24 protein-coding genes are annotated in these 25367 nt (G+C 70.1%); 4 read left to right on the forward strand and 20 right to left on the reverse strand.

Features of this window, described 5'->3' with window-relative positions:
• Positions 1-13 precede the first annotated feature (13 nt).
• The gene (locus tag ACFVR6_RS12935) at positions 14-379 is read left to right on the forward strand and encodes a hypothetical protein (protein ID WP_386963625.1); all 366 of its coding nucleotides are present in this window, start codon (positions 14-16) and stop codon (positions 377-379) included.
• 45 nt (positions 380-424) lie between these two features.
• Here ACFVR6_RS12935 and ACFVR6_RS12940 read toward each other — a convergent pair whose 3' ends face one another.
• The gene (locus ACFVR6_RS12940; RefSeq protein ID WP_386963627.1) at positions 425-820 is read right to left on the reverse strand and encodes a hypothetical protein; all 396 of its coding nucleotides are present in this window, start codon (positions 818-820) and stop codon (positions 425-427) included.
• Positions 821-942: 122 nt separating this feature from the next.
• On the opposite strand from ACFVR6_RS12940, the gene ACFVR6_RS12945 reads away from it, so the two are divergent.
• The gene (locus ACFVR6_RS12945) at positions 943-1626 is read left to right on the forward strand and encodes a copper resistance CopC family protein (protein ID WP_386963629.1); all 684 of its coding nucleotides are present in this window, start codon (positions 943-945) and stop codon (positions 1624-1626) included.
• A gap of 10 nt (positions 1627-1636) precedes the next feature.
• Positions 1637-3037, forward strand: coding sequence for a dihydrolipoyl dehydrogenase (lpdA, locus tag ACFVR6_RS12950; protein ID WP_386963631.1), 1401 nt, complete (start codon positions 1637-1639; stop codon positions 3035-3037).
• Between the two features lie 76 nt (positions 3038-3113).
• Here the strand turns inward: lpdA and ACFVR6_RS12955 are convergent, their stop codons facing one another.
• The 3 genes from ACFVR6_RS12955 to ACFVR6_RS12965 form a co-directional block, all read right to left on the reverse strand.
• Entirely contained in the window at positions 3114-3767 is a 654-nt protein-coding gene (locus ACFVR6_RS12955) for a CYTH domain-containing protein (RefSeq protein WP_386963633.1), read from the reverse strand.
• Positions 3761-3994 carry a response regulator gene (locus ACFVR6_RS12960; protein ID WP_386963635.1) on the reverse strand — a complete coding sequence of 78 codons (234 nt, stop codon included), beginning with the start codon at positions 3992-3994 and terminating at the stop codon, positions 3761-3763. The genes ACFVR6_RS12955 and ACFVR6_RS12960 overlap by 7 nt, the downstream gene beginning before the upstream one ends.
• Before the next feature lie 75 nt (positions 3995-4069).
• Positions 4070-4993, reverse strand: a complete 924-nt coding sequence (locus tag ACFVR6_RS12965) for an NAD(P)-dependent oxidoreductase (protein WP_386963637.1) — start codon at positions 4991-4993, stop codon at positions 4070-4072.
• 135 nt (positions 4994-5128) lie between these two features.
• Between ACFVR6_RS12965 and ACFVR6_RS12970 the strand changes: the two genes are divergently transcribed.
• Positions 5129-5860 (forward strand): glutamine amidotransferase, encoded by a 732-nt coding sequence (locus tag ACFVR6_RS12970; RefSeq protein ID WP_386963639.1) that lies wholly within the window; start codon positions 5129-5131, stop codon positions 5858-5860.
• Between the two features lies 1 nt (position 5861).
• On the opposite strand, the gene ACFVR6_RS12975 is transcribed toward ACFVR6_RS12970, so the two are convergent.
• From ACFVR6_RS12975 to ACFVR6_RS13050, 16 genes are all read right to left on the reverse strand, one after another.
• Positions 5862-8306: a glycogen/starch/alpha-glucan phosphorylase gene (locus ACFVR6_RS12975; RefSeq protein ID WP_386963814.1), complete on the reverse strand. Its 2445-nt coding sequence runs from the start codon at positions 8304-8306 to the stop codon at positions 5862-5864.
• Between the two features lie 170 nt (positions 8307-8476).
• The gene (locus ACFVR6_RS12980; protein ID WP_386963641.1) at positions 8477-9160 is read right to left on the reverse strand and encodes an NAD(P)H-hydrate epimerase; all 684 of its coding nucleotides are present in this window, start codon (positions 9158-9160) and stop codon (positions 8477-8479) included.
• Positions 9157-10173 carry a YihY/virulence factor BrkB family protein gene (locus ACFVR6_RS12985; RefSeq protein ID WP_386963643.1) on the reverse strand — a complete coding sequence of 339 codons (1017 nt, stop codon included), beginning with the start codon at positions 10171-10173 and terminating at the stop codon, positions 9157-9159. The genes ACFVR6_RS12980 and ACFVR6_RS12985 overlap by 4 nt, the downstream gene beginning before the upstream one ends.
• Positions 10174-10260: 87 nt before the next feature.
• Positions 10261-10827: a type 4a pilus biogenesis protein PilO gene (pilO, locus tag ACFVR6_RS12990; RefSeq protein ID WP_386963645.1), complete on the reverse strand. Its 567-nt coding sequence runs from the start codon at positions 10825-10827 to the stop codon at positions 10261-10263.
• 3 nt (positions 10828-10830) lie between these two features.
• Positions 10831-11664 carry a hypothetical protein gene (locus tag ACFVR6_RS12995; RefSeq protein ID WP_386963647.1) on the reverse strand — a complete coding sequence of 278 codons (834 nt, stop codon included), beginning with the start codon at positions 11662-11664 and terminating at the stop codon, positions 10831-10833.
• Positions 11661-12887 (reverse strand): type IV pilus assembly protein PilM, encoded by a 1227-nt coding sequence (pilM, locus tag ACFVR6_RS13000; protein WP_386963649.1) that lies wholly within the window; start codon positions 12885-12887, stop codon positions 11661-11663. Before pilM ends, ACFVR6_RS12995 begins: the two co-directional genes overlap by 4 nt.
• Before the next feature lie 19 nt (positions 12888-12906).
• Positions 12907-13728: a prepilin peptidase gene (locus ACFVR6_RS13005; RefSeq protein ID WP_386963651.1), complete on the reverse strand. Its 822-nt coding sequence runs from the start codon at positions 13726-13728 to the stop codon at positions 12907-12909.
• Positions 13725-15518 carry a hypothetical protein gene (locus ACFVR6_RS13010; protein WP_386963653.1) on the reverse strand — a complete coding sequence of 598 codons (1794 nt, stop codon included), beginning with the start codon at positions 15516-15518 and terminating at the stop codon, positions 13725-13727. Before ACFVR6_RS13010 ends, ACFVR6_RS13005 begins: the two co-directional genes overlap by 4 nt.
• Positions 15515-16222, reverse strand: coding sequence for a PilW family protein (locus tag ACFVR6_RS13015; protein WP_386963655.1), 708 nt, complete (start codon positions 16220-16222; stop codon positions 15515-15517). Before ACFVR6_RS13015 ends, ACFVR6_RS13010 begins: the two co-directional genes overlap by 4 nt.
• On the reverse strand, positions 16219-17547 hold the full coding sequence (locus tag ACFVR6_RS13020; protein WP_386963657.1) for a carboxypeptidase regulatory-like domain-containing protein: 1329 nt from the start codon (positions 17545-17547) through the stop codon (positions 16219-16221). The genes ACFVR6_RS13015 and ACFVR6_RS13020 overlap by 4 nt, the downstream gene beginning before the upstream one ends.
• An 87-nt stretch (positions 17548-17634) precedes the next feature.
• Positions 17635-18120, reverse strand: coding sequence for a type IV pilin protein (locus ACFVR6_RS13025; protein ID WP_386963659.1), 486 nt, complete (start codon positions 18118-18120; stop codon positions 17635-17637).
• Positions 18121-18258: 138 nt separating this feature from the next.
• Positions 18259-19503: a type II secretion system F family protein gene (locus tag ACFVR6_RS13030; protein ID WP_386963661.1), complete on the reverse strand. Its 1245-nt coding sequence runs from the start codon at positions 19501-19503 to the stop codon at positions 18259-18261.
• Position 19504: 1 nt separating this feature from the next.
• Positions 19505-21052, reverse strand: a complete 1548-nt coding sequence (locus ACFVR6_RS13035; protein ID WP_386963663.1) for a type IV pilus twitching motility protein PilT — start codon at positions 21050-21052, stop codon at positions 19505-19507.
• A 45-nt stretch (positions 21053-21097) separates the two neighbouring features.
• Complete coding sequence (locus ACFVR6_RS13040) at positions 21098-23356, reverse strand: GspE/PulE family protein (RefSeq protein ID WP_386963665.1); 2259 nt, start codon at positions 23354-23356, stop codon at positions 21098-21100.
• Positions 23357-23763: 407 nt separating this feature from the next.
• Positions 23764-24126: a MerR family transcriptional regulator gene (locus ACFVR6_RS13045; RefSeq protein WP_386963667.1), complete on the reverse strand. Its 363-nt coding sequence runs from the start codon at positions 24124-24126 to the stop codon at positions 23764-23766.
• Positions 24127-24137: 11 nt separating this feature from the next.
• On the reverse strand, positions 24138-25082 hold the full coding sequence (locus ACFVR6_RS13050; RefSeq protein ID WP_386963669.1) for an aldo/keto reductase: 945 nt from the start codon (positions 25080-25082) through the stop codon (positions 24138-24140).
• Between the last annotated feature and the right edge of the window lie 285 nt (positions 25083-25367).

Genomic DNA, 25367 nt, shown 5'->3' on the forward strand with positions numbered 1-25367 from the left:
AAAGGACTCCCCCGTGTCGACCCACCACAGCCGCAGCCAGCCCCTCGAGGTGCGTGGGCAGACGCTGTGCATGTGTGTCCACGGCAAGCCCTGCTCGGTGTTCGCCCCCGGGCACGCCGTTCACCTCGTGCAGGCGCGACTGGCGTCGTCCACCCCGCTGGAGTGGGCCGACGCCATCGTCGCCGACGCGGATGCCGCGACCGGGGAACTCACGCTGCGCACGATCGCCGACGGCGAGACGATCCGGGTGTGGAACGGCGCCGGCGCCGCGGCGGGGGCCCCCGCGGGCACGCCCGTCGCCGTGCACCGCCGCTACCGCGTGCTCGCGGTGGGCACCCGCTGGTTCAACGTCGCGCCGCTGGACGCCGCCGCCGCGTAGACACCCGCACGGCCGGTAGCGCCGCGCCGTCGGCGGCGGCCGTCCTCAGACGGCCATCGACTCCTTCAGCGCCTGGCAGGCATCGGCGCACGCGCGGCACGCCTGCGCGCTCATCTTGCAGACCTCGCTCGTCTCGGCGTGCTGCAGGCACATGTCCTCGCACGTTTCGCACATCGCGATGCAGGCGTCGAGCATCGCCATCATCGACGCCGGGGTCATCCCCTGCATCCGCAGCATCGAGCGCATCATCGTGTTGCACATGTCCGCGCAGTTCATCGACGACGGCGCGCAGTCCATCCCCTGCACGGCGCACACCGTGCACGACTGCTCGCACGCCGCACACGCGTCCATACACGCCTGCATCAGTCCCATGTCCATCGACTGCATGCCCGGCATCGACATCATGTCCGCCGACATGGCATCCATCATCCTCGCGTCCATCCCGCACCTCTCTTCGTCCGAGTCGAGCGGGCAGGTGGCCCGCCTGCCGTCATGCTAGGTCGCCCTCCGCCGCCGCGGTACCCCCGGGTAGGCTCGGACGGGTGTTGTCACAAGGAATTCACGTGCCGCTGACCCGACGCCTGGCCGCCGTCGCCGCCGCGATCGGCCTGGGCCTGGCCGCGGTGCTCGTCACCGCCGTGCCGGCATCCGCCCACGACGAGCTGCTGGTGAGTGACCCGGCCGACGGCGCATCGGTGCAGGCGCTGCCGGAGGAGATCACCCTCACCTTCTCGGCGTTCCCGCTGGACGAGCCCGGCGCGACCCTCGTGGAGGTGACGGATGCCACCGGCGCCGACCTCACCTCCGGCGACCCCGTCATCGACGGCACCGACGTCGTCCAGGCGCTGGAGGGCCCCGCGACCGGAGCCGTCAGCGTGCTGTGGAAGATCGTCTCCAGCGACGGCCACCCGATCGACGGCGAGTTCACGTTCACCGTCGCCGGTGGCGCCCCCTCCCCGTCGGCGAGCGCCCCCGCCGCGCCGCCCGGCGCGAGCGCCAAGCCCACACCCGACGACAGTGCTGCGCCGACCGTGGCGGTGACCGCCACCCCGACCCCCGCCGACGACGGGGGCGACGCCTCCTCCGCCCTCATCTGGACGATCGTCGGCGTCGTGGTGGCCGCACTCGTCGCGGCCGTGGCGTACCTTCTCATCTCCCGTTCCCGTCGCGCCCGTCGCGAACGCGACCTCGCCCAGGCGCGCGAGACCGCCGCCGCAGGCGGGGACCAGCGCCCCGACCAGGACTAGGCTGGTGGTCATGCCTCACTACGACGTCGTCATCCTCGGCGCGGGCCCCGGCGGGTATGTCGCAGCGGTCCGCAGCGCGCAGCTCGGCCTGTCTGTCGCCATCATCGAAGAGAAGTACTGGGGCGGTGTGTGCCTGAACGTCGGCTGCATCCCCTCCAAGGCTCTCCTTCGCAACGCCGACCTCGCGCACACCTTCCTGCACAAGGCCGACCTGTTCGGCATCTCCGGTGACGTGAGCTTCGACTTCGGCACCGCGTGGGACCGCAGCCGCAAGGTCGCGGAGACCCACGTCAAGGGCATCCACTTCTTGATGAAGAAGAACAAGGTCACCGAGTACGAGGGCCGCGGCACGTTCGCCGACGCGCACACGATCGACGTGGCCAAGGCCGACGGCTCCACCGAGCGGATCACCTTCGACAACGCCATCATCTCCACCGGCTCCAAGGTGCGTCTGCTTCCCGGCGTGCAGCTGAGCAAGAACGTCGTGACCTACGAGGAGCAGATCCTCACCCGCGACCTGCCGGGCTCGATCGTGATCGTCGGCGCCGGCGCGATCGGCATGGAGTTCGCCTTCGTGCTGAGCAACTACGGCGTGAAGGTCACCATCATCGAGTTCCTCGACCGGGCACTGCCCAACGAGGACGTCGAGGTCTCGAAGGAGATCCAGAAGCAGTACAAGAAGTACGGCATCGACATCCTCACCTCCACCAAGGTGGAGTCGGTCACCGACGACGGCTCGAAGGTCACCGTCGCCTACAGCGCGAACGCCGACGGCGCGAAGGGCTCGATCGAGGCCGACAAGGTCATGATGTCGATCGGCTTCGCCGCCAACGTCGAGGGCTTCGGCCTGGAGAACACCGGGGTCAAGCTCACCGACCGCGGCGCGATCGACATCGACGACTACATGCGCACGAACGTCGAGGGCATCTACGCCATCGGCGACGTGACCGCGAAGCTGCAGCTGGCCCACGTGGCCGAGGCGCAGGCCGTCGTCGCCGCCGAGACCATCGCCAAGGCCGAGACCCAGACCCTCGGCGACTACCGCATGATGCCGCGGGCGACGTTCTGCTCGCCGCAGGTGGCCTCGTTCGGTCTCACCGAGCAGCAGGCACGCGATGCCGGCTACGACGTGAAGGTCGCGAAGTTCCCGTTCAGCGCGAACGGCAAGGCCAATGGCCTGGGCGAGCCGATCGGCTTCGTCAAGCTCATCGCCGACGCCGAGCACCTCGAGCTGCTGGGTGGCCACCTCATCGGACCCGACGTGTCGGAGCTGCTGCCCGAGCTCACCCTCGCGCAGAAGTGGGACCTCACCGCGCTCGAAGCCGCACGCAACGTGCACACCCACCCGACGCTGTCGGAGGCCCTGCAGGAGGCCTTCCACGGCCTCGCGGGTCACATGATCAACCTCTGACGCCTCGCGTCGACGCACGAACGCCGCCTCCGATCGGGGGCGGCGTTCGTTCGTTCACGGGCGGTGTGCGGGAGTGTCAGGCTCCCAGCGTGCGGGCGAGCTTCGACTCGGATGCCGCGGGGCGCCCGCCCACGGCGGCGACCACATCGTCGGCAGCCGAGAAGAACGCCGCCGGGTCGACGGGCGCGGCGGGACCGAGTTCCAGCTCCCACTCGCGCCACGACGACTCGGTGCCACGCCGTTCGTCGCGGGCGGTCACCTGGTCGTCGACGAACTCGGCCACCAGCGCACCGTCGGCATCGCGCAGGGCGTACGCCGTGCGGTGGTTGCGGATGCGGGCGAGCGCCGTGAACGGCGGCTGCGCCCACTGCGCCAGTGCCGCGACGACCGGCTCGGGCACGGGCACGTCGAGCGCGTCGTCGGCGGGCTCGACGTCCAGCGGCCAGGCCCATTCGTGTTTGCCCTCGGGCGTGGCGATCTTGATGTGCCACCCCTCGTCGGGCCCGCCCGACCGTCGGCGCACGGCGACGCGGGCGCGGGCGAGGTGCGCTGCCGCGGTGTCGAAGTAGCGGGCGTCGAGGTCGCGCGGCTCGGGCTCGCCGACCGCGGCGACACCCGGGAGCACCGTCCAGTCCGGCAGCGGCGTGGCCGCGTCGACGTCGTAGGTGTGCTCGACTTCGAGGGAGCGGGAAGGCTCGGCTGCGGACGGATCGGCGCCCGCTGTCACCACGGGTCGTTCTCGTCGTCGCGCTCGGGAACGATGTCGTCCTCCGCCTCGACGAAGCGGAAGACCGCCTCGGTGGGACCGTCGTCGGAGCCGGTGTTCTCCGGGGCGCCGGCGCGCTCGTAGACGACCTGCGTCTCGCTGTACGGAAGGATGAGCCGGTCCATCTCCGGGTCCTCCAGGGGAAGCAGCTGCCCGTCGAGCGGGCCTCCCTGCATTCGTGCAATAGCCATGAAATGACCTCCTGATCCGACCCTAACGCGCCCCGACGGCACGCCGGACGCCGTTGCCCCGCATGGCGCGGAGTGCTATTCGCGGGGCGCGGGGGTGTAGCCGCGCAGCGTGCCGTCGGGCGAGGCGAACTTCGCCACGAGCGTGCAGTCCTTGCCCCCCAGGCCCTCCGCCGCGAGCTGCTGCAACTGCGAGAGTGCCAGCCGGGCGGCGGGGAGGTGCACCCCGGTCGCCTCCCCCGCCTGCACCGCCAGTCCGCAGTCCTTGCGCGCGAGGTCGGCCGAGAAGGTCGCGTCGAAGTCGTGGTTGGCCGCGGCCGTGGGCACGACCCCCGGCACCGGGTACCAGGTGCGCTGCGCCCAGGACTGGCCGGACGAGGCATCCACCACCTGCCAGAACACGTGCGGATCGAGCCCCAGATGCTCCGCGAGCTGCGAACCCTCCGACATCGCCATGACGCTGATGAACAGCATCATGTTGTTGGCGAGTTTGGCGGCGATGCCGCTGGTGGCCTCGCCGCAGTCGATGACGGCGCGGGCCATCGGCTCGACGACGGTCCGCGCGCGCACGAGGTGGTCGGGGTGCCCGCCGAGCATGACCGCGAGGGTGCCGGCCTCTGCCCCGGCCGTGCCGCCGGAGATCGGCGCGTCGACGAACGCGAGGCCGCGGGCGGCGGCCTCGTCGTGGCACCACCGCGAGGTGCCGACGTCGACGGTGGAGGTGTCCAGGAGCAGGGTGCCGGCGGCCGCATGGGCGAAGACGCCGTCTTGCGCCCCGTACACCTCCCGCACCTGGGCGGGGCCGGGGAGCGAGGTGAGACACGCGTCAGCGCCCTGCAGCGCCTCGGCGACGGAGTCCACGAGCTGGATGCCGCGGGCGGCGGCCGCGTCGCGCGCGGCGGGCACCGGGTCGACGCCCCGCACGGTGTGTCCGGCGGAGACGAGGTGGGCGGCCATGGGCGCACCCATGTGGCCGAGGCCGATCCAGGCGATGGTGGACATGGGGTTCTCCCTGCGACGTCGCTGTCGCGGCCGCGGGGTCTGCGGCCGTCGCTTTCACCCTAGGCCGCGCGGTGCGCGGGATGAAGCATCATCTGCGGGCGGCGCCGTGCGGCCACGCGCATAGACTCGGGCGCGATGAAGCCTTTCCTGCTGCTGGCCACCCGACCCGAAGACGTCCCGGCGGACGAGGAGTATGCGCTCTTCCTCCGGTTCACCGGTCTGGACGAGAGAGACCTCCACCGCGTACGGCTCGAAGCAGGTCCCCTGGGGGATGTCGACCTGGATGCCTACTCGGGGATCTTCGTCGGTGGCGGTCCCTTCAACGCGTCCGACCCGGTCCAGAGCAAGTCCGCTGTGCAGCGTCGCGCCGAGGCCGATTTCGCCCGCCTGCTCGACCAGGTGGTGCCGCGCGACTTCCCGTTCTTCGGGGCCTGCTACGGCATCGGAACGCTCGGCGCGCACGAGGGCGCGGTGATCGACCGCACGTACCGCGAGCCCATCAGCGTCGTGACGGTGTCGCGCACGGCGGCAGGCGCCGCCGACCCGCTGCTGGCCGACCTCCCCGACGAGTTCACCGCTTTCGTCGGCCACAAGGAAGCCATCACCCGCCTGCCGCCGTCGGCGACGCTGCTGGCGACGTCGGCGGCGTGCCCCGTGCAGATGTTCCGGGTGGGCCACAACGTCTACGCCACCCAGTTCCACCCGGAGTGCGACGTCGACGGCATGACCACCCGCATCCGCACGTACGCCCGCCACGGGTACTTCGCCCCCGAGGAGCTCGACCTCACCCTCGCGGCCGTGCGGCGGGAGCCCGTGACGCACACCGGTCGCATCCTGCGGACGTTCGTCGAGCGCTACGCCCGTTGAGTCACATCACCGGCGGGGTGTGCCAGATGCGGTCGATGTAGTCGCGCATCGACCGGTCGGACGAGAAGAACCCGCACCGCGCGACGTTGAGGATCGCCGAGCGCGTCCATGCGTCGCGGTCGGCGTAGGCGGCATCCACCTTCGCCTGCTCGTCGATGTACGACCGGTAGTCGGCGAGCACCATGAAGCGGTCGTCGTAGAGCAGGTTCGACACGACGGGCTCGAACACCGAGCGGTCACCGCCGGAGAACGCCCCCGATGCGATGAGGTCGATGCTGCGACGCAGGTCGTCGTCGGCGGCGTAGAAGTCGCTCGGCCGGTACCCGCGGGCCCACAGCGCCTCGACCTCGGGCTCGGTCATGCCGAACAGGAAGAAGTTCTCGTCGCCGACGAGTTCGCGGATCTCGACGTTCGCGCCGTCGTCGGTGCCGATGGTGAGTGCGCCGTTGAGGGCGAACTTCATGTTGCCGGTGCCCGAGGCCTCCTTGCCGGCGAGCGAGATCTGCTCCGACAGGTCGGCGGCGGGCACGACCCGCTCGGCGAGCGTGACGTTGTAGTTCGGCGGGAACAGCACCTGCAGCCGGCCCTCGACGCGCGGATCGGCGTTGACGACCGAGCCGACGGCGTTGATGAGGTGGATGATGCGCTTGGCCATGACGTAGCCGGGAGCGGCCTTGGCGCCGAAGAGGAACGTGCGCGGCTGCACGTCGGCGGCGGCGACCTTGCCCGACACGATGTTCTCGTACGTCGTGACGATGTGCAGGAGCTTCAGCATCTGACGCTTGTACTCGTGCAGGCGCTTGACCATGACGTCGAGCATGTGACCGTCGCCGACCTCGAAGCCGTCGCGGGCGCGCAGCACGTCGCTGAGGTGTCGCTTGTTGGCGGCCTTCACCTGCGCGAACGCGGAGCGGAAGTCGGCGTCGTCGGCGTACGGCTCGAGCTCCTGCAGACGCTCGAGGTCGGTGACCCACCCCTCGCCGATCGCCTCGGTGATGAGCGCCGACAGGTCGGGGTTCGCCAGCCGCAGGAAGCGGCGGGGCGTCACGCCGTTGGTGACGTTGATGAACCGGCCGGGGAAGAACTCGTCGAAGTCGGGCAGCACCTTCTCGCGCAGCAGCTGCGAGTGCAGCTCCGCGACGCCGTTGACCTTCGCGGCGGCGACGGTCGCGAGGTACGCCATACGCACTGAGCGCTCCGGGAACTCCGCGATGATCGACATGTCGCGGATGCGCATCTCATCGTCGCCGAACCGTTCCCGCACGGCCGCGAGGAACTCCTCGTTGATGCGGTAGATGATCTCCAGATGCCGCGGCAGCAGCCGCCCCATCAGCTCGACCGACCACACTTCGAGGGCTTCGGGCAGCAGCGTGTGGCACGTGTAGGCGAAGCACTGGCGGGTGATGTCCCACGCGGCATCCCACGTCATGCCCTTCTCGTCGACGAGCACGCGCATGAGCTCGGGCACGGCGATGACCGGATGGGTGTCGTTGAGCTGGAAGATGACCTTGTCGGGCAGGTTCGCAAGGTCCGTGCCGTCGGCGAGCTGCGCGTCGATGAAGTCGGCGATGGATGCCGCCACGAAGAAGTACTGCTGCTGCAGGCGCAGCTCCTTGCCCTGCGGTGTGGAGTCCTCGGGGTACAGAACCTTGGAGATGTTCTCGGCGTAGGTCTGCGCGCGCACGGCTTCTTCGTAGTCGCCGGAGTTGAAGATGCGCAGGTCGAACGCGTCGGTGGCCTGGGCGCTCCACAGGCGCAGCGTGTTGACGCGGCCGCTGCGGTAGCCCGGGACCATGTAGTTGTACGGAACGGCCCGCACGCTCCAGCCGGGCACCCAGCGCGAGCGCGTGACGCCCTCGTCGTCTTGGTAGGTCTCGGTGTGGCCGCCGAAGCCGATCGTCTGCGCGGCCTCGGGGTGGGGGAACTCCCACGGCGAACCGAGGGCGAGCCAGGCGTCGGGCTGCTCGCTCTGCTGGCCGTCCTCGAACGTCTGGCGGAAGATGCCGTACTCGTAGCGGATGCCGTAGCCGATGTTGGGCACGCTCATGGTGGCCAGCGAATCGATGAAGCACGCCGCGAGGCGGCCGAGACCGCCGTTGCCGAGGCCGGGCTCTACCTCGAGGTCGCGCAGCTCGTGGAGGTCGATACCGCACTGTGCGAGCGCCTCGGTGGCGATGTCGGTGAGGTCGGTCGCCAGCAGGTTGTTCTCGAGCTGGCGACCCAGCAGGTACTCGGCCGACAGGTAGCAGACGGTCTTGGCCTGGGTCTCCCGCAGGTGCCGGCGGTCTTCGAGCCACCGCGCGATGAGGTAATCCCGCACCGTGTACGCCAGCGCGACGTAGCGGTCATTGGGGCTGGAGGCGGTCAGCGTCACCCCCCGCTCGAGGTTGAGGTTCTGCAGGAACTCCGCCACGAATCCGTCGACCGTGGCGGCGGGGGCCGTCACGGGTGCGAGGGCGAGCGGATGCGTCGCCTGGAGCGGGTGGGAGGCTGCGGTGTCGTTCTCTCGCTGATGGGCCACGATACGACGCTACCGACTGTGAGGGGGTGCCGTTGCCACTCGCACCCGATTCCCACCGTCAGCGCGGAGATGGCAACGTGATCTTCACGCGCCCGTCACGGGTGCCGCAAGAGGTCGACGTCCCCGTCGTCCACCGCCTCGCCGGCGGGAAGATCCAGTCCCAGATCGACCAGCACGACGCGGCCCGCCAGACGCGGGCCGGCGTCGCGCACGAGCCCCGCCTTGAGCGCACCGAAGGTCACCGTGACGGACGCGGGCAGCACGATGTCGTCGGCGACCGTGCCGTCATCGGGCTGCAGGCCGCTCGGGAGATCGACGGCGATCACGCGAATGTCGCCGCGGCGCACGGCGGGCAGGAGGGCGGCCACCGCTTCGCGGGCGCCGCCGCGCAGCGCCGGGTCGCCCGTGGCGCCGATGCCGACGATGCCGTCGACGATGAGCGCGTACGCGGGGTCGGCGGCGGCGGCCTCGTCGAGCGCGATGACGCGTGCGTGCGCCGCCAGGGCGGCATCCAGGCCCTGCGCGTGCGCGGCATCCGTCGTCTGCACGATGTCCACGGCTGTCCCCTCCGCCGCCAGCGCGGCCCCCGCGAACAGCGCGTCGCCGCCGTTGTCGCCGCGGCCGGCCACCACGAGCACGCGGCCGCCGGGCGGCAGCTCCTGACGCAGCACGTCGGCCAGCGCGGCCGCGGCGCGCTGCATGAGCGGCTCCCCCGCCGCCAGCAGCGGCGCCTCGGCGGCGCGCACCTGCGCGGCGGTGTACGCCGGCACTCGGGTCATGCCCGGGCCTTCTCGAGCGCCTTCTCCCGTTCTTCGGCTTCGACCTCCCGTGCCCGCGTGAGCTCGTCGGAGGCGACCATGACGGCATTCTCCGCCCGCCGCACGCGGCGCTGCGCGAACGTCTGGGCACCGTGTCGCGCGCGCACCCGGTCGGCTTCCTCCTCGACGCCGGTGACGATGTAGGCGCTGGCGATGAGGATCACCTGCGCCGAGAGGTTGAACCACAGCAGCAGCGCGATGAGCGAGGCGAACGAGGCCAGCAGCGGGTTCGACGACGCCCCGCCCACGAACAGGCCCGACAGCTGCTGCAGCACCGTGAGGCCCACCGCACCCAGCAGCGCCCCGCTCCAGAGCGCCCGGGCCGATGCCCGCAGCCCCGAGAGCACCCAGAAGGCGCCGGCGATGATGGCGGCGTCGAGGGCGAAGACCGCGACGACCGTGATGATGCGGCCGCCGATGTCGAGCACCGGCGAGTCCTGAGCCAGGCCCAGCCAGTCGCCGACGATGCCGAGGCCGGCCGTTCCCAGGAAGCTGATGGCGGCCGAGGCGCCGAGGCCGACGCCGATGCCGATGGCAAGACCCAGGTTGCGCAGCAGCACCCACACGAACATGACGTCCTCGGTCACGCGGTCGGCGATGATGCGCATGGCGGTGCGGAGGGTGCCGATGGCACCGATCGCGGCACCGACGAGACCGATGAGCGAGAGGATGCCGGCGATGGTGAGCCCGGCCGGGACGGCGACGTCCTGCGGATCCTCGATGATGCCGCCCTCACCGACGATGCCGGGGATGGCGCTGTCGACGCCGGCGATGAGCGCGTCGAAGGCCGCCGGGTTGTCCGCGAGCCAGAGGCCGGCGAGCGAGAAGCCGAGCAGCACGCCCGCGAAGACGCTGAACAGAGTGCGGTAGGTGACACTGTCGGCCAGCACCGGCCCGCGGTGCTCGCTGTAGAGCAGGAAGGCCCGCACCGGTTTGGTCGACAGAGCCCAGGCGATGATGCGCTGCAGGTTCATCGCGCCAGGCTATCGGTCGGGTCCAGCGCAGCTCCGGGGCTTGACAGGGGTGGGCGGCCCTCGGGTCGCCGCCCACCCCGGTCGGTCTCACGACGCCGGCATCAGCACCCACGTCGCGCCGGAGATGACGAGGGAATCGATCTCGCCTCCGGTGAACTGGCTCCCCCCGATCGTGATCACGCGCGCGGAGTTCTGCACGTTCGCGGCGAACGCCTCCAGCGCCGCCCGCTCGCCCTCTGCCGAGAGCGTCAGCGGCACGCCGATGAAGTCGCTGTCCACCCCGACGGCGGCGGTGATGTCTTCGGGGGCGGCGAACGACACCGCGGGATCGAAGGTGAGGGAGCGGATGCTCACCCCCGCGGCGGCGGCCGCGGCATCGATCTGGTTGATCAGCTCCTGCTGCGCACGGGCGGCCGGAATGCGCTGCTGGTTCTCGGCGAGCTCGCGTTTGTAGTCCTCGAGCTTGAGGTGCTCAGCGGCCAGCGCCTGGTTCTTGGCGTGCTGGATGTCGTTGGTCTGCATGAGCGAGGCGGTCTGCACGTTCGCCCGCGACGAGCGGTCGAGCTGTGGCTGCACGCCGACGAACCACCCGCCCACCAGGATGGCGATGGCGAAGACGCCGATGACGATGAGGCTGAGCCGGTGCTTGTCCATGGGTCACTCCCCCGTCTCAGTGGCGTCCGTGCCTTCGGCGCCCTCGGCGGTGGCGGCATCCCCGGTTTCGAGCACCGCCCCGGTCGCGATCGCCTCCATCAGGGTATGCAGGCTCGCGATCATCTCGGGGTCGAGCGCCGCCACCCGTGCGGTACCGCCGAGGGCCTCGGCTCCCAGCTGGATGACACCGGTGACGACGTAGCCGTCCTCGCCCGACGCCGACACGGCGTTGACCGTCGCGCTGACGTAGCCGGTGAGGTCCTTCAGCGAATTCAGCAGCGGGGTCGGCGAATCGAAGCGCGCGGCCGTGGCGGTGAAGGTGATCTCGATCACGCCCGCTGCGTCCAGCCCCGTGCTCTGTGCGACGGCACCGGCGTCGGCGGCGACGCCCTTGACGGTGATCACTTCGGAGGTGAGCGCGAAGTCGTCGGGCAGCGCGTTGTCGAGCTGCGTCATCAGTCGCGCCCAGTCCGCCTCGGAGTACAGCGCCGCCACTTCGGCGATGCTGTGCGCGGCGAGCTGCGACATGACGGTGGAGACCTCGGCGTACTCGCGCTGCTCCAGCACCAGCAGCTGGTTGCGCGTGCGCTCGGCGGCCAGCCGCTGCTCGGCGGCTCCGGCGAGCATCGCCATCGCGACGCCGACCATCGCCACGATGACGAGAAGCCCCACGAGGCCCAAGGCCAGCAGCCGCACGGTCTTGCCCTGGCGCCGGCGGATCTCGACGATCGGCGGCAGCAGGTCCACGCGCGCGACGGACAGCGTCGACCCGGTGGGCCACGTCATCGGCGGCTCGGACTCGCGCCGTTGACGGCGTTCGAGCACTTCTGCGGTCATTTCCGACCCCCCTTCGCGCCGGCCTTCGCGGCTTTGCCCGCCCGTGCCTGCGCCTTGCCTTCAGCGGCGGTCTCGGTGCGGTTCTTGCCGTTCTTGCCATCGGTCTTGGTGGGCGGTTTGCCCTCCGCCTTCACCCGCGGCTTGCCCCCGGCTTTCGCCCGCGCCTGCGCGTCGACCGGCGTGCTGGTCTTGGCGCCGACGGCGACGCCGAGGGAGGCGGCGAGCTCGAGGGCCCAGTTCTCGATGCCCGATTCCCGCAGCTTCGGGGCGACGGTGAACCCGGCGAACGGGTCGCCGTAGCTCGTGGGAACCCCGAGGGCCCGGGTCAGCACCGGCGCGAGACCGGTGAGCCGGCTGCCGCCGCCGGTGAGCACGACGCTCGAGACCGGGTGGTCGGGGTGGGCGTTGTCCCAGAAGTTGAGCGTGTTGCGGATGCTGTCGATGAGGTTGGCGATGTTCTCGCGCAGCACCGTCTCGGCCTCGATGTCGCGTGTCGTGGTGGCGCCGCCTTGCAGCCCGCGGGCGACCTTGTCGAGCTCCGCCTCGGCGAAGCTCACCCCCAGGGCGCGTTCGATGCTGCGCGTGACGTCGTCGCCGCCGCTCGGCACGATGCGCGCGAACTGCGGGGCTGCGGCGGCGGCGATGATGACCGTCGTGCATGAGGCGCCGACGTTCACGATGGCCTGGATGCCGCGCAGCGGTCCCGGCAGCAGCCGGAGCAGCGAGAACCCTGCGAAGTCGATGGCGTCGACGAGCTTGCCGGAGCGCTCGATGGCGTTGACGGTGGACTCGAGGCTGCTGCGCACCGTCGCGACGAGGAGCCCCTCCTGCCGCGGCTCGCCCTTGTCCTCCACGTCGCGCAGCGGCAGGAAGTCGAGGATCGCGTCGTCGAGGTCGATGGGCACCTGACCCTCCACCGCGAAGCGGAGGCTGGTCTTGCGGCGCGGCCCCGTGAATGCCGGCAGCGTCACCTCGCGCACGACGACCTTGCGGTTGCTGACGCCGAACACCACCTTGTTGGTCGTGAAGCGGCCGGCCTTCCACAGCTGTTTGATCGCGACGGTCGCACGCCGCTGATCGATGATCTCGCCGTCGAAGATGGTGCCCTCGGGCACCTCGACCGCGGCGAACCGGGTGAGTTTGGGCCGCGCCGTGTACGGCGCCTCCACCTGCACGCCACGCAGCCCGCCTCTGGAGAGGTCGAGTGCCACTACTGCTGCCATGTGTGTCCTCCGTGGAGTGTCATGCGAGTCCCGTCGCCGCGAGGTAGACATCGGCGATCGCGGGACCGGCGAAGATGCCGATCCACGAGCCGATCAGCATGAAGGGGCCGAACGGCAGCCGCGATTTGCGGCCCGCCCGGCCGATGACCATGAGCGCGATGCCGACGATTCCGCCGACGAGGAAGGCACTGAAGCCGCCGATGACCAGCTGCGGCCATCCCAGCCAGCCGAGCATCATCCCGAGCGAGCCTGCGAGCTTGACATCGCCGAACCCCATGCCGCCGCGGTATCCGAGGGCGAGCACGAGGTAGAAGCCACCGAGGATCGCCAACCCCGCCGCGGCGATGAGCAGCCGGTCGTACTCCCCCGTGAGCACGGACGCCGCCGCCACGAGGGCGCCGGTCACCGCGTAGGCGGGCAGCGTGATGACGTTGGGCAGCCGGTGGTGGTCGATGTCGATGAGGGTGAGGGCGATGCCGATGGCCGCCCAGTACAGCAGCGCGGGCACGGCCGCCGCCGGGAAGCTGCCGGCGATGCCGCCCCACACGACGATCGCGAACGCCAGCCCGGTGCCGAGCTCGACCAGCGGATAACGCACCGAGATGTGGGCGGCGCAGTGGCGGCACCGGCCGCGCAGCACGAGGTAGGAGACGATCGGCACGTTGTCGTACCAGGCGATCGGCCGCCGGCACTCGGGGCACGCGCTGCCGGGCCGCACGATGCTCTCCCCGCGCGGCACCCGCCAGATGACGACATTGAGGAACGAGCCGACCAGCGTGCCGATGATGCCGGCGACGACGACGAGGAACGCGGCCGGGATGAGCGTCAGAATGCCGGTCATCGCGCCGACCCGTCCGCTGCCCAGACGGCGCCGATCTCGATCCAGGTCGTCACGCCGTAGGTCGTGGTCACGGGGTTGAGGAACTTCGGCGGCGCCTGCACCTTGAATCGGTCGTCGTAGACGTAGCTCTTCGCATACCCGTTCGTGATGCTGCCGCTGCTGGAGGTCGCGACGGTGCCACGGAACTTCTGCGCGATGGCCCCCCGGACGTGGAGGGTCCCCTGGGGTCCGCCCTTGTCGTAGTTCTGCACCTGGAACGTGTGCGCGACGGAGAGGATGGCCGCGTGAATCGTGCGGTTGTCCGCCAGGAGCGTCGCGTTGCTGCTGTTGAGCGGGTTCCACACCCAGATCGCGTTGTTCCCGACGATCCCCAGGATGTCCTCCACGATGTCGACATAGGTGATGTCGCCGACGATGAAGACGTAGTTCTCGGCCGCGATGGTCGCGGAGCCGTGGAACCGCCCCTTGACGAAGATGTCCCCCGCCCGGCAGCCGTACGTGGTGGCGGTGGGGGCGACCTCGGTCGTCGATGTGGTCGAGGTCCTGACGGGGTAGCCGCTCTTGGCCGCATCGGTACCGATCGACCAGCCCCGCTCGCCGCTGGCGCCGCTGCTCTTGCAGGTGAAACCGGCCGGATCGGCCGCCCAGTAGTTCGCGTCGCTGCTCACCGCCGGCACGTTCTGCACGTACATCACGTTGTTGTCGGGCACGGTGATCGTCGCCCCGCCGGGCGATTGCAGCTGCGCGATCAGGCCGCACTCCGCCGGTGCCGATGCCGAGGCGGCGTCGGCTGCCTCGTTGCCGATGCGGGTGAACTTGGTGAAGGGCGACTTGATGTTGACGGTGCCGTCGGCGAAGAACTCGAACTGCGTGGGGCCGGTGTACAGGCACCCCGGCCGCGGCACGTCCGCCGTCGTCAGATCGCTGCGGGTCTCCTTCTTCAACTGGGAGTTGGTGGCCGGGAACCCCTTCACCCCGCCGCTGTAGGCCGGATAGCCGGTCGGGAAGTCGGCCGCGCTGCAACTGTCGCCGCTGGAGTTCTTGTTCACGGAGTAGGGAGTGGTGGATTTGGCGGTGGTGACCGGGCCCTCGAAGGCGGAGCCACAGGCACGGATGGTGTCGTTCGAGTGCACCGGCCCCTTCGTCACGTCCGACTCGCCGAAGGCGATCTCGTGGCACGTGGTGCCGACGGGGCGGGTTTCCCAGCTGTACTTGAGCTGCGTCTTCGCGGCATCCTTGAAGCAGCTCGCGTGCGTCGTGCCGGCCAGGCTCGGGTCCCGCACCTCGTAGTCGGTGAAGTACAGGAAGTCGATGAATCCCTCCTGTTTGAGGTCGGCGACGACCGTGCGCGTCGCCTGGCCCACCTTGCCGGTGGAGCGCACGCGGATGCGGCCGGACGCGGCATAGTGCGAGTTGTCGACTTCGTAGCGGAACTCGGCACGGTCGTCGCTCAAGGCGACCGTCGCCCAGCTCCCACCTGCGCCGATTCCGAAAGCGGGATTGGCGGCGGGCGGCGGGTCCAGGTCGCTGGTGCTGCTGAAGGGGGAGGCATCGTTGCCGTAGCGCCAATAGCTCGTGTCGGCGGAGAGCCTGCTCTGGTATTCGTCCACCCCGGCATACGCGGCGGCGAGCGCCGCGTTCCAGTTCGCATCGGCGCTGGCCTGCTTCATCCCGTTGACCGAGACCGTCACGAGCAGGCTCATGAACAGTGCGACCACCGCGCCGACCGCGATGACGATGACCAGGGCGGCGCCCTCGTCGCGCTGCGAACTCTTCGTGATCGACATCATCCGTGCACATCCACCCGTGCGACACCGAGGTTGGGAATCCCGACCATGTTCTGGATCGAGACGGGTTCCACCCGCCCGCTGGCATCCGCCTGCACCCGCATCGTCACCCGCACACTCGCGATGTTGCGGATCTGATCGACCGAGAGGCTGGCGCCCGCCGACGGCGACAGGATCGCGCCGTTCTTGTCGTAGTAGCGGAAGAGTGGTGTTGCTGCTGAGACAGGGGTGAGCGATCGCGCGATCGTGCGCGACGAGGCCGCAGACGGCTGGAAGACCCAGTACGTCGTGCCGACCGGCCAGTGGTACGCGGCCCAGCGGGTCTCGACCAGTTCGTTCCCGGCGTTGCGCGCGAATTCGACTTTCACCGGTGCCGGATCGGCTGAGGTCCCGGCGTCGATGAACGAATGGATGATGATCTTCTCCGCGCCCGCGTACACGAAGACGGGGAGCTTGACGGAGGTTCCGGACACCGGGATCTCGGTGCCCGCGCGGATGATGCGCGTGACCTCGTTCATCGAGGTGGATGCCAGACGGCTGTTGTCGATGGCGCCCTGCTGATCGCTGAACGAGCGCGCCGCGCTGACGAACATCGACACCACCAGCGTGAGCAGGATGCCGAACACGCCCATCGCGACGACGAGCTCGATGAGCGTCATGCCGTCGTCCCGGCCCTGACGCCGGCGCTTCCCACATACCCAGGTCATGGCGCCACCCGAGGGTCGAGCACGACGATCCCCGACGCGACGCTGCCGCCGGCGGGGACCACGATGCCGCTCGTGATCTGCGTTGTCTGCGCCGAGGCGTTGCCGCGGTACAGCTTCCACGTGCCGTAGGGGAGCAGAACGGTGGCGGCATTCCCACTGATGATGTCGCCGAACGTGTAGGTCATCTCGGCCTCACAGCCGGGGTCGCCGGGACCGCCGCCGACGTAGACGGCCTTGAGGTGCGTGCCGCTGCCGCCGTTCGCACTGGAGAGCCGCACCTCGCCCATCGGCACCGCCGCGGTGACGACGCTTCCCGCGGCTCCCGCCACGGCACCAGGACGTTTTCCCACCTTCGCGGGGTCCGGCAGCCATTCACCAGGGTCCGGCGCGAGGCAGCTCGTGGCCGGGTTCTCGGGGGTCTCGGCATACGCTCCCGCCACGATGCTGTATCCCGATGCGACAGGGTAGAGCGAGAACGTCTTCGTCTTCGCGTTGGTGGTGGCCGGCATCTTGAAGGCGCCGTAGGTCGATAGGAACGTGGTGGTGAGGTAGGTCGGAATGCGCACGCCGCTGGGGAGCCCGGAGCCGTAGGACACGCTGTAGGTCGTCGCACGGTCGTAGGCGAAGCTGAGGCGGGACGATCCGCCCGCCGTGACGTCGACGGTCGCCTCGGGCGCGGCGATCTGCTGTTCGTTGACATGGCCGGCCTTCGAGACGGTGACCGTGTAATTGCCCGGCGGCACCTTGAGCAGGTACGCGCAGCCGTCGCTGTCTGTGGTCACCGCGGCGACGCCGGCGGGGGTCAGACTCACCGTGGCCCCGGCGACGGCCGTGCCGGCGGCGTTGACCACGCCCACGAGCACGGTGCCGAGGTCCTTGTCGTTGATCTTGCTGCGGGGGGTGAGGCTCGTGTCGGTGTACACCGGCCGGGCACCTGCGCGCATGTTGTCCCAGGTCACCTCGACCGTCACCCGCTTGTAGGCCAGCGAGGCCACCGCGGCGCCCGCTTCGCAGTTCGCGGCGGAGCCGGTGGTGGTGACCCACTCCGTCAGCACCCTGATGTGGAAGGTGTCGCCGTTGAGCTGAGTGTCGAAACTGTTGTCGTTGACCGCGAAAGGACTGGCGGCGGAGCGCAGCACGTCGATCTGCTGCGAGGCGAGGTTGGCGGCCACCACCCGGGCTCGGGTGTCCCGCGTGGAAGTCAGGCTGGCGGTCATCGTGTAGAGGAAGCCGGTGAGGATGATCGTGAAGATCAGCATGGCGACGATCACCTCGACGAGGGTGAAGCCGTCGTCGCTGTCGGACTGTTGCGTGCGCACCGGCATCCACTCCCCTCCGTTCGGTCGCTGGTGACACGTTGTGCCTGCGCGGAAGCCGCGCAGGCACAACGGTTCGGGTGGTGCTGAACGTGGTTACGGATTGGTAGGGGCGCTGCCAGGGACCCACTCGGAGGCGAGTCCACCTTCCTCACTGTCGTAAAGAAGCGTGTCGTTCCCGCTGTTGATGTTCTCGTTCGCGCCTGTGATCTTGTAGGCGTTGCCGGTGATCTGGAACGTGAGCTCGTTTCCATCGGTGACCGTGATCGTGCCCACGACAGCGCCAGCCGCGCCCTTCGTGATATCGAGGTCATCTCCGTCGGCGTTGGCGGAGTTGGGGATCGTCAGCCCGGTCAGCGAGCCGTTGTTCTCGGTCACGGCCGCTTCGATCGCCAGCGCAGCATTCGACAGGTCGCTCTCGACCGACGACTTCCACGCGCCCTCGCGCATGTTCAGGAAGACCGGGATGGCGACGGCGGCGAGGATGCCGATGATGATGACGACGACGAGAAGCTCGATCAGGGTGAAGCCCTTTTCGCCGTTTTCCTTCTTCGCGAGTGCCCGCGAGACAGACTTGATCATGCTGGATTTCCTTCGTGATCGGGGGGTAGTCAACTCCGGGTCGTCGTCGACGAGGCTGACGCTAGCACTCCACCGAAAAAATGAGAAGACTCTAACTGAGAATTTCCTGAATTCACCTAACGAATCGGCGAACCCTGCCTACATGTTCTGGATCGACTGGAACACCATGAACATCGGCAGGTACAGCGCGAGGATCATGAAGCCCAGCAGACCGCCCATGAACACGATCATCAGCGGCTCGAGCATGGCCGTCAGTTGCGAACTCATCGTCTCGACCTCGTCGTCGTAGAAGTCGGCGGTCTTCTCGAGCATCGTGTCGATGGCGCCCGACTCCTCGCCGATGCCGACCATCTGGATCAGCATCTCGGGGAAGATGTCGACCTCCGCCAGCGACTCCGCGATGGGGCGGCCCTGGCGCACGCCCTCCATGACGCCCTGCAGCGACGAGGTGATGACGTGGTTGCCGCTCGTGGCGCCCACGATCGACAGCGACTGCAGAATGGGCACGCCCGAGCCGAGCATGGTGGCGAAGTTGCGGGTGAAGCGGGTGAGCGCGATCTTGGTGTTCAGCTGACCGAAGACGGGCACCTTGAGCTTGAGCGGGTCGACGACGCGCCGCACTGCCTCGGTGTTCTTGTTGCGCCCCCACCAGATCGCGAACACGACGCCGACGACGAGGATGATGGGGCCGGCGATGGGCATGGCGTTGGACATGTCCACGAGCAGCTGGGTGACGGCGGGCAGTTCGCTGCCGAGGTCGCTGAACATGGCGTCGAACACCGGCACGATGAAGATCAGCATGGCCGCGACCGCCACGAGGGCGATGATGAGCACGACCACCGGGTAGGTCAGCGCCGACTTCACCTTGCTGCGCAGCTTGTTCTCTGACTCGAAGTTGTCGGCGACCATCAGCAGCGACCGGTCGAGGAAGCCGCCGGTCTCGCCGGCGCGGATCAGGTGCACCATGATCGGCGGGATGATGCGGGGGAACTCCTCCAGCGCCGACGACAGCGCGGTGCCGCCTTCCACCTTCGCGGAGATCTCCCCCAGGGTGCGCCGCAGCACGGCGTTGTCGGTCTGCGCCGTCACGATCGACAGCGCCCGCAGGATCGAGACGCCGGCGTTGACCATGGTGGCCAGCTGGCGGGTGAGGAGCGCGAGGTCCTTCAGCGACGGGTTGCGCTCGAGGCCGGGGATCGTGATCTCCTGCTGCAGCCCCGTACCCCCGCCCTTCTGGGTGAGCCGGTCGGGCATGACCCCGCGCGCCTTGAGCTGCTGCATGGCCTGCGCCTCGCTGGAGGCCTCCAGCACGCCCTTGGCGGGCTTGCCGGTGGAATCGAGGCCCTTGTAGGCCCACTGGGCGGGCTTGGTGGTCTTCGCCATCTCAGGCACCCCCGGTGACCTGGCGGGTGCCCTCGGGCACGACGGAATCGGCGGGCGCGGAGGCGAGCCCGCGGTTGCGCACGAGCTGCTCGAACTCGGTGACGTCCTGGGCCAGCTCCACCGCCTGCGAATGCTCGATCTGCCCCGACAGCACGAGTCGGGCAAGGTCCTGATCGAGCGTGTGCATGCCGATCGAGTTGCCCGCCTGGATGGCGGTGCGCAGCTGATGGGTCTTGCCCGCCCGGACGAGCGCCTGGATCGCGGGGGTGGAGAACATCACCTCGGTCGCCACCGCACGCCCCCGCCCGCTCGAGCGCCGGATGAGGGTCTGCACGACGACGGCACGCAGCGTCGCGGCCAGCTGCGTGCGCACCTGCGCCTGCTGGTGCGCGGGATACACGTCGATGATGCGGTCGATGGTCTGACCGGCATCCTGGGTGTGCAGCGTCGCGAAGACGAGGTGGCCGGTCTCGGCGGCGGTGAGCGCGGTCGAGATGGTCTCGAGGTCGCGCATCTCGCCGACGAGGATGATGTCGGGGTCCTGGCGCAGCGAGTGCTTGAGCGCCTCGGAGAAGCTGTGGGTGTCGGCCCCCACCTCGCGCTGGTTGATGATGCCGCGCTTGTGGTGGTGCAGGAACTCGATGGGGTCCTCGACCGTGACGATGTGCGCGGCGCGCGAGGAGTTGGCCTTGTCGATGATCGCGGCGAGCGTCGTGGACTTGCCGGAACCGGTCGGGCCGCACACGAGGACGAGGCCGCGGGGCAGGCGCGCGAGGTCGATGAGCTCGGGCGGAAGGCCGAGCTGGGCGACCGACTTGATCTGGGTGGGGATGAGGCGCAGCGCCGCCCCGAGCCCGCGCTGGTCCTGGAAGATGTTCACGCGGAAGCGGGCGATGTCGCCCACCGCGTAAGCGAGGTCGAGCTCGAGCGCCGTCTCGAACGCCCGCATCTGCTCGTCCGAGACGATGGTCTCCACGACGCGGCGCACGCGCGCGGCATCCCAGATGGTCGAGCCGGCCACCGACTTCAGCTCGCCGTCCACGCGCACGACGGGCGTGGATTCGGCGACCAGGTGCAGGTCGGACGCGCCGAGGTCGAGCACGGCGCGCACGGCGGCCACGAACTCCGGGTCGACGTAGGCGTGCTGCGCGTGCAGCAGCGGCTCGACGTCGGCCGAGCGCGTCGCCGGGGCGGCCGGGGCGGGTGCCGGGGCGGGTGCCGACGCCGACGCGGGCGCGGCGCGGCGGGTGCTGGGCACGTCGACGGCGGGCGGGTCGAAGTACGACGCGGTGGCGGCCGTGAGGGGCGCCGGCTCGGGGGCCGATGCCACGGGCGCCGCGGGCGCCACGTACGGCGGCGGGGTCGGCGCCGCCACGGGCTCGGCGGCGAACACGGGCGCGGGCGCTGCCACGGGCGCCGCGGCACCGGGGAGGGTGACTCCCGGCACACCGTCGAGGAACGACCGCAGTTCGGGGTCGGCCTCCTCGCCGCGCACCAGCGCGTCGAAGCGCGACCCCATCGCGAACACCGAACCGTCGTCGTTCGTCACTGTCTCTGCCTTCTGTCGTGGTCGTCGGGAGGGGAAGGGATGCCGCTACACGGTGACCCGCAGGATCTCGTCGATCGTCGTGTGTCCCAAGAGCGCCTTGGACCAGCCGTCCATGCGCAGGCGCATCATGCCCTGTGCCTCGGCGTGCGCCGCGATCTGCGCGGTCGGGGCGTTGGCCACCGCGAGCCGCTCGATCTCGTCGTCGACCGCCATCACCTCGTGCAGCGCGATGCGGCCGCGATACCCGGTCTTGGAGCACTGCGAGCAGCCCACAGCGCGATAGACGCGCGGCGGACCGGCGCGGGGGTCGAGGGGAACGCCGAGGATCGCGAGCTCCGTCGCGGTCGCGACCGACTCGGCCTTGCACTTGCCGCAGAGGCGCCGGGCCAGTCGCTGCGCGACCACGGAGTCCAGCGCCGAACCCACGAGGAACGGTTCCACCCCCATCTCGATGAGGCGGGTGACCGAGCTCGGGGCGTCGTTGGTGTGCAGCGTCGAGAGCACGAGGTGACCGGTCAGCGACGACTCGATGGCGATCTTGGCCGTCTCCTCGTCGCGGATCTCACCGATGAGGATGACGTCGGGGTCCGACCGCAGGATCGAGCGCAGGGCCGCGGCGAACGTGAGCCCCGCCTTGCTGTTCACCTGCACCTGGTTGATGCCCGGCATCCGGTACTCGACGGGGTCCTCCACCGTGATGACGTTGACGGTGGGCTTCGAGATCGTCGCGAGCGTCGTGTAGAGGGTCGTGGACTTGCCCGAGCCGGTAGGGCCGGTGACCAGGATCATCCCGTACGGCTTGGAGAAGCTCGCCTGGAAGACGCCCATGTTGCGCTCGAGCATGCCGAGGTCGCTGAGGTTGAGGCTCGCCACCGGCGAGTCCAGCACACGGGCGACGACCTTCTCGCCCCACACCGTAGGCAGTGTCGCGACGCGCAGGTCGACGGTGCGCCCCGAGTGGACGACCGAGATGCGGCCGTCCTGCGGTTTGCGGCGCTCGCCGATGTCGAGCTCGGCCATGACCTTGAGCCGGCTGATCACGCCGGGGATCATCGAGCGGGGCACGCGCTGCACCGTGGCCAGCACCCCGTCGATGCGGTAGCGCACGCGCAGTTCGTCGCGGCCCGGCTCGATGTGGATGTCGGAGGCGCGGTCGATGATTGCCTGGCTGATGAGCACGTTGACGAACCGGATGATCGGGCCCTCGTCGGCGGCGGCGGCGTCACCGACGTCCTGCACCCAGACGTCGTCATCGGCGCCACCCTCGAACGCGGATGCCAGCTCCTCCATCTCGGAGTCCATGCGGTGGTGGCGGTCGATCGCCGCGAGGATCGCCTCGGGCTCGGCGACGGCCGGCACGATCGGCATGCGCACGACGGCGGCGACGTCGTCGAGCACGACGACGTTCGCGGGGTCGGAGACCACCACCATCAGCCGGTCGCCCACCCGCGAGATCGGCAGCACGATGTGCCGGCGGCACATCTGGTCGGGGATGAGACTGACCACCGTCGGGTCGACGGCGAACTCGGTGAGGTCGACGTAGGCCAGACCCAGGCGGGCCGCCAGCGCCATGGCGCGCTCCTGCGGGGTCTGCGCCTCGGGCTCGGGTTGGGGCTCAGGCTCCGGGTCAGGTTCCGGGTCGGGCAGCGGCGGTTCGACCGCGTCGGGCGCCGCGGGCTCGATCGGCGCCGCGGGCGGCGGAGCGGATGCCGCGGCCAGATGCACCGGCGCGTTCGGGCGCGACATCGCGGCGAACGCCTCGAGCACCGCGAGGGCGCCGTCGTTGTCGGTCGTCGCGGGTGGCGTCGCGGCCGGTGCGGGCGTCTGCTCCTGCAGCGAAGGCGAGGGCGGCACGACGACGGGTGTCGGGTCGACAACCGGTGTCGGGCCGACCGCGGATGTCGGGTCGACGAGCGCGGCCGGCGCGGCCGGCACGGCCGTCGGGGTCGGCAGGGTCGGCGGGGTCGGCGCGACCGGCGGCGTCGGCGCGGCCGACGGGGTCGGCTCGCTCCGCCGCGTCGGCTGCACGGCCTCGATCGGCTCCGCGGGCGCGATGGGCACCGGCCGGTGCTCGCCGAGAGCTTCTGCGTTCGCGCGCTGACGGCGGCGCGAGCGGAGCATCGTGGGTGCCGTCGCCGGAACGGTCAGCGTCGCGGGCATCCGGGCCTCGCGGCGGCCGCCGGGCACGGCGGGCGCCGGGCTCCCGTTGAGCACCGTCTGCCAGATCACATCGTCGGGAGACGGTACCGGTCCCGTGGCCCCGCTCGACGGCGGCGCCTCCCCGCGGCTGAAGAGCCGCTCCATGTCTTCGTGTTCCGACTCATGTGACCATGACGCCATTGTCCGCTTCCCCAGTCCCCCTCATGCCGGTGCGCAGGCGGTCTACCCCAGACCACCGCTGCTCGCCGGCTCACGTTGAGAGTGCCCCGGGCAGGCGTCACGCCTGTCGTGCGGCATCCGGTCGGCAGAACCCGGCGCCGAGCGCGCGCGACGACGGTCACCGCTGCGCGTCGCGCAGGGGGTGCCGTAAGAGGAGCGATCATCGCGGGTTCCGTTCGAGCGGATATCGGGGGGCTACTCGAAACGTAACGCGGCGTGTCCTTCCGACACTCGGGCGTGTCGGCCGACGAACCGCGTACATGCTCACTATGGAGGACGCGCGCGCCCGAGCGCCACTGTTTGCGCGGCGCCCGCTCAGTGCGGGCCGGGGATCACGACGATCGGGAGTAGTGCGCGATCTTGTCGTCGAGCACCCCGATCGCCGCGGCGATGGCCGCGGCGCGCTGTTCGAGGTCGGCGCGGTGGCGCCGGAGGAACGCGACGCGGTCGCCGGCCGGACCACTCCCCCGCAGCAGCACCGTGAACTCCCGCAGGTCGGCGATGCCGAGTCCGGCGTCGCGGAGGCAGCTGACCAGTCCGATCCAGAACAGGTCGTCGTCGGAGTACTCGCGCACGCCACCGGCGGCGCGCTGCACGGGACCGACGAGGCCCTCGCGCTCGTAGTAGCGCAGCGTGTCGATCGTCAGCCCGGTGCGTTCGACCACCGCGGCCGGGGTATAGGTCTGCGTGCTCATGGATGCCGCCTTCATCTCGCCGCTTCGAAGCGTGCCATGTGGTCATCCGACAGCACAACGCCTGTGGCATCCATCGCCTCGTCGACGTACGCGGGTCGGCTCATGCCGGTGAGCGGAGCGATGCCCTGACGCATCAGCCACGCCAGCACGACCTGGTTCGCGGTGGCGCCGACCTCGCGGGCCACGTCGGCGAGCGCCGCGCGCACACGGTCGGTGCCGGGGTGGTCGTACGCCTCGGAGAACGGCCGGTCGTCGCGGGAATACGCGCCGAACAGCAGCGGCGAATAGCACCACACCGTCAGCTGCTCGGTGCGGGCGAGGGCGAGGTCGTCTGCGGTGAGCATGCGGTGGCCCGCCTCGGGGACCACGGTGCCCGGCCGTGGCTGCGCGAGCGAATGCCGCAGCTGCAGCGCCGACCATGGCTCCACCCCGAGATCGGTGGCGAGGCGCCGCGCGCGCTCGACGCGCCACGCGGCATGGTTCGCCGCTCCCACCCGGCCGGCGATGCCCTGCGCCACCAGCTCACCGAACGCCGCGACGGTCTCGGCGAGGTCCACCTCGTGGTCCTCGGCATGGGCCCACAGCAGATCGACGTCGTCGATGCCGAGCCGGTCGAGGCTCCCCGCCACGCCGTCGCGGATCGCCTGCGCCGACAGCCCTTCGGCGCTCTCGGGCCACGCGTGCGGCACGAGCGGGTTCTGCCGCACCTTGGTGGCGATCTTCACGTGATCACGGATGCCGGGGTTCGCGCGCAGCCACGCCCCCAGCACCCGCTCGCTCGCCCCGCCCACCCCGCTCGGATCGTTCCAGAACGAGTAGCAGTTCGCGGTGTCGATCCACACGCCGCCGCGCGCGACGAAGCGATCGAGGATCGCGAATGCGCGTGCGGCGTCGATGCGGGTGCCGAAGTCCATTGCGCCCAGCACGGGGTGAGGGCGAGAGGTCGTCATGTCCATGAGGGCGACGCTTCCACCTGGAGCGCGCTCCAGGTCAAGCGTTGACCCGGGAACATCGGATGCCGCCGCCCGCCGCTGCGGCATCCGTTCTCGTGTCGCGCACGGCGCGCGAATTCCCCTCGTCACGTGACGTTCAGCCCACCGTGCGGCCCCGCGCGCTCAGTCGTCACAAACCACCCCGACCGCGCCGGACGTGGGACCTTTGGCGACGACCGAAGCACGCCGCACCCCGCTCGGTCGTCGCAAAGGGCCCGACCCAAGCCCGCCGCGGGGGCATTTGCGACA

The sequence above is a fragment of the Microbacterium sp. NPDC058021 genome (genome assembly GCF_042885955.1).
Taxonomy (GTDB): Bacteria; Actinomycetota; Actinomycetes; order Actinomycetales; family Microbacteriaceae; genus Microbacterium.